The 248-nt window shown below is 58.9% G+C and carries 1 protein-coding gene; it reads left to right on the top strand.

Annotation, left to right across the window (positions count from 1 at the left end; all coding sequences use genetic code 11):
• Positions 1-248: immunoglobulin-like domain-containing protein (locus HU750_RS27060; RefSeq protein WP_186683401.1), on the top strand; the 248-nt coding region annotated here is incomplete at both ends.

Below are 248 nucleotides of genomic sequence, written 5' to 3'. Positions count from 1 at the left end.
CGATACCACTGACGACGTCATCGCCAAACTGACCGCCACTCCTTCGGTCACCGAAGGCGGCGAGATCACTTACACCGTCACCCTGACCAACAAAGACGGTCTGCCGATCGACAACCACGCGCCGTTGTATTTCACCCTGAGTGACGGCAAAACGGTCATCACCGTACCGGCCAACGGCACCACCGGTTCGATTACCGTAACTGCCCCGGACAACGTCTACACCGGCACTAATCCGCCGGTAGAGCAGA

It is taken from the genome of Pseudomonas sp. SWRI50, assembly GCF_014269095.1.
GTDB lineage: Bacteria > Pseudomonadota > Gammaproteobacteria > Pseudomonadales > Pseudomonadaceae > Aquipseudomonas > Aquipseudomonas kermanshahensis.
The sequence above is the reverse complement of the archived record's forward strand: the minus strand, read 5'-3'. Positions and strand labels throughout refer to the sequence as shown.